The sequence below is a fragment of the Shewanella sp. genome, from assembly GCF_013214165.1.
In the GTDB taxonomy this organism is placed as follows: Bacteria; Pseudomonadota; Gammaproteobacteria; order Enterobacterales; family Shewanellaceae; genus Shewanella.
In genome coordinates this window covers 1-6684 of sequence record NZ_JABSSM010000132.1, presented here as the reverse complement: position 1 = coordinate 6684, position 6684 = coordinate 1, and the positions used below count along the sequence as shown (strand labels likewise).

The window sequence follows — 6684 nt, the reverse complement described above, 5'->3', positions numbered from 1 at the left end:
CCTGAGTGAGCTGATGGTACTGTTTGTTCATGACAGACTCTGAATTTGTGTGTGAGAACTAAAATTCTGCCTTCAGCTCTCTCACTTTTCAACCTTAATCTGTTGCACTTATTGTATTACTCCAGCCGTTCGTCTGATAGCACAGAGATTAATAAGCAAACTAAAGAGCAAATTGCAAAATTTCATGTTTCGTATAGAGACAGCGCTGAGTCAAAAAAAGGGTATACACGCAATACTAAGCCTCATATTGGTGGTCCTCGTAAAGAGCTTGTTGCTACAGAGATAAATGACAATATAACCGAGTTAAAAGAAGTTAAAGTTAGCGAGCCTTGGGAACAGGAAGAATCCTATTCAGATGTGCAAAATAAAGCGTGCATATTCTCATGTATGTCGATCACCTGTTCTCATTTATCCCGATCACTCATTCTCATTTATCCCGATCACTCATTCTCATCTATCCCGATCACCTATTCTCATCTATCCCGATCACTATTTTTAGTTGGAATTTAACTTAAAATATCAGGATCAGTGCTGCCATTTTGCATTATTTTAACTGCATAATATTTGCTCTATTTTTATTGTTTTGGAGCTGTTATGCCAGTCGAGTCTATTTCAATGCGAAAACTTAAAGAAATCCTGAGATTAAAATACCAAGGTAAATTGTCTAACCGCAAGATAGCAAACAGTTTATCTATATCTCCAAGTACCGTTTCAACTTATGTTAATCGTGCTAAGTTGATCGGAATTGATGATTGGCCTTTGCCTGAACGTTGGGATGATCTGAAATTAAGTCAGCACTTTTTACAAACCAAAATCAGCCCTAGAACGGCTATTCCCCTACCAGTTTTGTCAGTTTTTTACCATCAACTAAAGCAAAAGGGTGTTACTAAACAGTTGTTATGGCAAGAATATATCGAGCGAAATACTGATAATCACTACAGCTACCCGCAGCTATGTCGTATATACAAGGAGTGGCTATCCCGTCAGCAACCGTCAATGCGACAGGTTCATCAATACGGTGAAAAGTTATTTATTGACTATTGCGGGCCGACAATTCCCTTGGTTAACCCTGATACTGGCGAGCTCAGAGGTGCACAAGTGTGTGTCGCTGTGATGGGAGGCTCAAATTATACCTTTGCCGAAGCGACGCTATCCCAAAAACTGGAAGACTGGATCATGAGCCATGCACGGGCATTTACATTTTTTGGTGCTGTGCCTGATATTATTGTCCCTGACAATTTACGCTCTGGCACTAGCAGAGCCTGTAAATATGATCCCGATCTAAACCCGTCTTATCAGCAGCTTGCTGCACATTACAATGTTGCTATCATTCCAGCCAGACCGCTTAAACCAAAAGATAAAGCCAAAGCTGAAAATGGTGTGTTAATTGTTGAACGCTGGATCATGGCGGTGTTACGTCATGAAGTATTTTATACCTTAACGCAGTTAAATCAGCGTATTAGTGAGCTATTGAGGCGATTAAATACTAAACCATTTCAGAAGTTGCCAGGAGATAGAACCAGCCAGTTTTTAACTCATGAACTCCCGGCCATGAGGCCATTGCCACTGCTTGATTATGAATACACCTTCATCAAAAAAGTAAAAGTGAATATCGATTATCATATCGACATGCACAAGCACTATTATTCGGTTCCTTATGGTTTACTTAAGAAACAAATTGAGGCACATGTAAGTGACAAACTGGTCAAGCTTTACTACCGAAATCAACTGGTTGCTCAGCACATTCGTTCAGACCGCATCGGGGGATACAGTACTAAAATAGAACATATGCCCAAAGCGCATCAAGAGTACGCTCAGTGGAACCCTGAGCGCTTAAAGCAATGGGCAAACAAGCTCGGAGCCTACGTGTTGCAATGGGTTGAATATCAATTAGCCAGTAAAGCCCACCCACAACAAAGCTATAAAGTGTGTCTTGGACTACTAAACCTCAATAAAATATACCCCAAAAAGAGACTTAATAATGCGTGCCAGCGCGCGTTAGATACGGGGGGATTTCGATTGCAAAACATCAAAGTGATCCTAAAAAATAATTTAGATAAAGCCGTAGATGATCCCGATCAGGACGATTTACTGGCTGAAATTAAACATGAAAATGTACGCGGTCAAGATTATTACCATTAAGGAATTGACATAAATTCAGAATTAACTCAGCAACTTACTCGTTTACGGTTAAGTACCATGTTACAACATTTGTCATTGCAAGAAGCTCAGCCTCATTTATATAGCGAGCTTAGTTTTTATGAACGGTTATCACTATTGCTGGCAGAGGAGATCAATGATCGGGAGCAACGTAAGATCGCAGCGTTAGTCAAAAAGGCAAAGTTCCGATTGGCCGCTCATCCAAATCAAATTGACTATCGTAGCAATCGCGGCATTGAAAAATCGAAAATTCGCAGTTTACTTGAAGGGCACTGGCTGCAACATCATCAGAACCTCATTGTTACAGGGGCCACTGGATGTGGCAAAACATACCTAGGCTGCGCCATAGGGCACTACTTTTGCCAACAGGGGATTGCCGTACGCTATTTTAGAATGAAAGGGCTGCAAGAGCTATTACGCCATGGTGATGGTGATGGTGATGGTGATGGTAGTTACCCACGATTGCTTGAGCAATTAAATAAAACACCGATCTTGATCTTAGATGATTGGGGTATGGAGGTATTAACCACGCAACAGCGCAGCGATTTACTCGACATTATAGATGCTAGGCACGAACAAGGCTCGATGATCATTATGAGCCAAGTACCGATCGTAAAATGGCATGCATTGATAGGAGAGGCAACTTATGCGGATGCGATCATGGACAGATTGATCCATCGTGCTCAGCGGTTTGAATTACAGGGTGAATCGATGCGAAAAATAGCTAATAACTTGACGGATCAAACGTGATCAATTAGAACTGTAGTCGAGCCGCAAAATGGCAGCGAAAAGTGATCGCAATGGATGAGAATAGGTGATCGCAATGGATGAGAATGAGTGATCGATTTCATGAGAATACGCAACCCTACGAGGTTCTTACGACCGTGATGATCGTAAATCGACTATTCACATGGTCAATGCATTTGCTTGTTCGAATAATATGGTCATTGGCCAAGTACGTACTGACGCCAAATCGAATGAAATAATGGCGATCCCAGAGTTAATTAAAATACTGGATCTAAAAGGTGCGCTGGTTTCAATTGATGCCATGGGCTGCCAGAAGAGTATTGCGAACAGCATAATTGAGCAAAAAGCAGACTATGTACTCGCGGTAAAAGGCAATCAACCTTCATTGCATGAGGCAATAAAATCAAGTTTTTCGGAGTGCAGACAGTCCGTATCACAAGAACTCCTGCTCAATAAGCAACATGGTCGACTAGAGGCTCGTAGCTACCATGTCTTGAATGCTAAAGAGGTTGCAGCTAATTTCCCTGAGTGGCCAAAGCTTAAAACCTTAGGAATGGCAATGAGTTATAGGCAAGAAAAAGGCAAAGAACCTAGCCTTGAATATCGCTATTACATCATCTCAGCCAAGTTAGACGAGGAGTCATTTGGTGAAGCCGTTAGGAGTCACTGGGCGGTTGAGAATAACTTACATTGGGTACTTGACGCTTCTTTAAAAGAAGATAACTGTCAGATTTATAAAGATAATGGCGCAGAAAACTGGGCCATACTGAGGCAAGCATCACTAAACATGTTGAGAGCAGAGCCAACAAAAACGAGTATACCAACGAAACAAAAAAGGGCATGGATGAAAACATCCTTTTTAGAAAGGGTGTTACGCGCAGGGTTGGCTCCTATGAGTAAAAAGTAAACACTCATGCGGTCACCCTGGTTACATGGCCGCTCTGAAGTGAGCAATATTATCCTTAAAAATATCAATAGAATGAGTCAAGCGAAGTGCTGATTACTACACCTGACTTTTGTGATCTGCTTAACTGCAAAAATTATTTTCGGTCATCATAATGATGAAGTATTTTTTCAGGATCAATTGAATGGCCTAAGCGGAGGTCTATTTCCCGATATAAGTGAATTTTTCCTTTAATAGTTACCTCGTTAGCAATCTCTAATATCGGGAGCTCTTTCTTAAACTGAGATAACAAGAATCCCGATTTGTTAAAAATAATGTCTCCCATAACTGTTACTCCTTGCGCGATAAAAATATCGCCGCTGTCGGTGATGATACTAGCACCAATTTCAGCACGTCCATTAATTCGAATGTTACCGTTCGTTGTTTTTACGTTGCCGTTTATTAAAACATTTTCACTGACAAGGATATTACCGTTAGTGGTTTGTAGCGAAACGGCTTGGCTAAAATTACCGATAGTGACATTACCATTGATCACTTCAACTGATTTTACCTTAGCATGGCGGCCTATATCAACGTTACCATTAGTTGTTTTTAGCGTGCCTGCGTTTTTTGTAGATTTAACTGAAATATTTCCTAATGACGTCTGGACATCCTGGCCATATTGACCAATTTTGTTACCTAAACTACAGCCGGGTAACAAGAATACTGCTACCCCCGATAAGGCCAAGAGAAAGATTTTTTTATTTAACAAGTGAAACTCCAAGCGTTTAGGGCAGCCTGATTACTGCCCTTGCGAAACAGTTTATTGCAGCGCTTTTACTGGGTGCGCCCGAACAATTCTTTGCAACGGAATAAAACACGCGACAAATGAGGTAAATGAAATCAATACCAAGGTCACAATCAAAGTAGACACTTCAATCGAGACACTCAGATCCGTCTGTTGGGACAAATAGATAGATATTGATACAAGGACCACGATGCTAACCAAAAAACCATATAGCACTGGCTTACTGGAGTCGGTAAAGATCAGTTTAGAAATCGCCTTGGGTGAACCACCCAGAGCCATCCTTACGCCAAGTTCATAGGTGCGTAAATTGATGCTATAGCTTAAAACGGTAATGTCGTCCTGAAAAGTTGATTGCCATGTGATTACCCATTCTTAGAATATCGAAACATTATCATGGCTTTACTTTTCTTCGTCAACTTTGCGACAGAACCTGATATCTGATGGGTAATGTCGTCCTGAAAAGTTGATTGCCATGTGATTACCCATTCTTAGAATATCGAAACATTATCATGGCTTTACTTTTCTTCGTCAACTTTGCGACAGAACCCTAACATATGAGTTGTTACTTAATGCCTTATGAACCATGATGTGACCGTGCATCAATTACGTATGCTGGTTAGGCATAGAAAATAGAAGTCTTGCCTAAGCACCTAAATAATGAATAAATTATTATTTACTTTGTATAGCCATAGCTACCGCACGCCGAATAGATAAACTATCAGGGTAAATGCATGAATCATTAAAATGTTTCTATTGTGAAATAATCACTTTAAATCCTATAAAGTTGATTAAAGTATTAATCCAAGTAATGTCTAACCAAGATACATGATGCTGGATTCAAGTAAGTAAGTGCACCATCCTGTCTCTTGATCATATTTTTAAAGCTTGATCCCCTTCGATATTAGCTTGATCTAAAAGACCTTAAGCACCCCTCATAAAAACCAGATGCGACAAGGGCTGCAACTTTTCCAGATGGTTTTCGGCCACAACTATAAGGGTCAAGCTACGCTAAAAAATCATGAATACCTATTATCAAGCCTCACACAATAATTAGCCTAATATAACAAAGGCAGCTTTAACGCTAAATACAAATAGCTTACAGCAACCCATTCTGGTTTTTTCGTTTTAAAACTAATTGATTTACACATGTTTAGCATTATTTAATAATTTAAAATGAGGGGATCTATAAGCTGAAATACCGTATTTTTCAGCAATATCGGCAGAGTGAAACTTTTCCGGATCTTCGACGTTACCATTGCGGTTAGCATAGGTGTTAATTAAGCCTTTTTCTGGGACTAAATAACCACGAACCGTTTCTTTGTGGGCATAATGAGAAAGAGACAGGAATAGCACCAGTGCTATGATAATACTAAGTAAAATGAGCACAGCCAAATAAATTGAAATAGGCTGTGCTAATGACACATCACCATGTAATTTTTGCTTTTGCGCCTCAACGGCCTGCTGACGAAATAATGCTGACATACAACTTCCATGTTCTCAAATACATGCCAAATACTTCTGGCATTAAGCTACTACAAATCTGATTTCTATACAGGTATTAATATCGATGCCAATTTCGTTACGCATGCTTAAAACCTGCATTCATAAGACACCATTTTCGAATTTATTGCAATAAAAAATAATCATGCAAATGATGGCTTACTAATTTATCTACCCTACCCAGATTGTTAATTCATTGTTGTGATTCGCCACCTCTTGTGGTGCTTGCTGGCTGTCATTGGATCCAACCAACAACAGTCAACATCCTGGTGACCAACGACTAGGCATTGACCAGCAATACTCACAAATAAAATCATAAAATATTTATTAATTATTATTACTGAAGTGAAATATTAGAGTGAATTACATACAGTTTAGTATGCTTTGATGTTTGATGGCCCTAGGTGCCGTAGTCTTATATTCAAACATTTCTCAAGTTTTCCGGTATTAAATTTCACTACGTCGAACTAGAACGTCAGTGTTTTTCAAGGTAGTTGGCACTCTTTACTTAAATTTTATGCTACTTTTTGCTTCTCTTCATCGGGCTCTTTATCTGGGTTCAACATTACTGGGCCGACAGGGTCAC

At 39.8% G+C, this 6684-nt stretch carries 5 protein-coding genes and 1 pseudogene; 3 read left to right on the top strand and 3 right to left on the bottom strand.

What is annotated here, in order from left to right; translation table 11 throughout:
• Nucleotides 1-594 precede the first annotated feature (594 nt).
• The 3 genes and pseudogenes from istA to HRU42_RS20070 all read left to right on the top strand — a co-directional run.
• Nucleotides 595-2142 carry an IS21 family transposase gene (gene istA, locus HRU42_RS20080; RefSeq protein ID WP_295033753.1) on the top strand — a complete coding sequence of 516 codons (1548 nt, stop codon included), beginning with the start codon at nt 595-597 and terminating at the stop codon, nt 2140-2142.
• A 9-nt stretch (nt 2143-2151) separates the two neighbouring features.
• On the top strand, nt 2152-2910 hold the full coding sequence (gene istB / locus HRU42_RS20075) for an IS21-like element helper ATPase IstB (protein WP_295033754.1): 759 nt from the start codon (nt 2152-2154) through the stop codon (nt 2908-2910).
• 94 nt (nt 2911-3004) lie between these two features.
• Nucleotides 3005-3814: pseudogene (locus tag HRU42_RS20070) on the top strand (ISAs1 family transposase); the annotation flags it as partial.
• Nucleotides 3815-3947: 133 nt separating this feature from the next.
• On the opposite strand, the gene HRU42_RS20065 reads toward HRU42_RS20070, so the two are convergent.
• The 3 genes from HRU42_RS20065 to HRU42_RS20060 all read right to left on the bottom strand — a co-directional run bounded on the left by HRU42_RS20065 (nt 3948) and on the right by HRU42_RS20060 (nt 6080).
• Entirely contained in the window at nt 3948-4562 is a 615-nt protein-coding gene (locus HRU42_RS20065; RefSeq protein ID WP_295033751.1) for a hypothetical protein, read from the bottom strand.
• A gap of 51 nt (nt 4563-4613) precedes the next feature.
• A complete protein-coding gene (locus HRU42_RS21215) occupies nt 4614-4877 on the bottom strand; it encodes an ABC transporter permease (RefSeq protein WP_367227200.1) in 264 nt (87 codons plus the stop codon).
• 861 nt (nt 4878-5738) lie between these two features.
• The gene (locus HRU42_RS20060; RefSeq protein WP_295033750.1) at nt 5739-6080 is read right to left on the bottom strand and encodes a hypothetical protein; all 342 of its coding nucleotides are present in this window, start codon (nt 6078-6080) and stop codon (nt 5739-5741) included.
• Between the last annotated feature and the right edge of the window lie 604 nt (nt 6081-6684).